The organism is Prevotella conceptionensis 9403948 (assembly GCF_000312305.1).
Taxonomy (GTDB): Bacteria; Bacteroidota; Bacteroidia; order Bacteroidales; family Bacteroidaceae; genus Prevotella; species Prevotella conceptionensis.
This window is the reverse complement of sequence record NZ_HE999462.1, coordinates 9161-10187: the sequence shown is the minus strand read 5'-3', so window position 1 is coordinate 10187 and position 1027 is coordinate 9161. Positions and strand designations below refer to the sequence as shown.

The window sequence follows — 1027 nt, the reverse complement described above, 5'->3', positions numbered from 1 at the left end:
ATCTATGTGAAGAACTACAAGAAGATGCTCTCTGACCCGAACTTCCGACCGGAAGAGCTGGTCGCCATTGCCAACGGCTACACCAAACTGCTCGGAGAGCAACAACCTGCTCAAGGAACTCAAGCAGGTAGTGAACATCACCACGCTGAAGATGACCGACAAGGAGCGTATGGACGTGGTGGATCGCTGCTACAAGGAAATCAGGGATTACCGCAACCTTGTGCGTTACTACACGAACAAGAACATCTCCGTGAGCTATCTCAGAGCCAAGAAGCAGCAGGACACCGACCGGGTGCTCTCGCTCTATGGAACGGACAACGAAAGGTATTGGTAATCATGGGAGCGGAATTTGACAACCTGCACCAAGTCCTCCGTTCGCTTTACACGGAGATGATGCCTATGTGTGGTGACATGATAGGTGTCGCCAAAGGCATTGCAGGCTTGGGCGCGCTCTTTTATGTGGCACTCCGGGTATGGCAGACCTTGGCTCGTGCCGAACCCATCGATGTCTATCCGTTGCTCCGTCCCTTTGCGCTCGGTCTCTGCATCCTCTTCTTTCCGATGGTCTTGGACACCATCAACGGCGTGCTCAGTCCCGTCGTGCAGGGGACACACAAGATGCTCGAAAAGCAGACTTTCAGCATGGACGAATACCGCAAGTTGCGGGACAAGCTGGAATACGAGGCGATGGTGAAGAATCCCGAAACAGCCTATCTGGTCAGCAACGAAGAGTTTGACAAGAAATTGGATGAACTCGGTATCTCTCCCTCGGATATGGCGACAATGGCGGGAATGTACGTGGAACGCAGTATGTACAACCTCAAGAAATGGTTCCGCAATATGGTGCGGGAGCTCTTGGAACTGCTTTTCGCCGCTGCCGCCCTGCTCATCGACACGCTTCGGACATTCTTCCTGATTGTCCTCTCCATCTTGGGACCGATAGCCTTTGCCATCTCCGTGTGGGACGGTTTTCAGAGTACCCTCACGCAGTGGTTCACGAGGTATATCTCCATCTATCTGTGGCTGC

General features: G+C 53.1%; 1 protein-coding gene and 1 pseudogene. Both read left to right on the top strand.

What is annotated here, in order from left to right:
- Positions 1-334 (top strand): annotated as a pseudogene (locus tag BN93_RS15405) (DUF4141 domain-containing protein); the annotation flags it as partial.
- Positions 335-336: 2 nt separating this feature from the next.
- Positions 337-1027: conjugative transposon protein TraJ (gene traJ, locus BN93_RS15400; RefSeq protein ID WP_019189178.1), on the top strand; the 691-nt coding region annotated here is incomplete at its 3' end.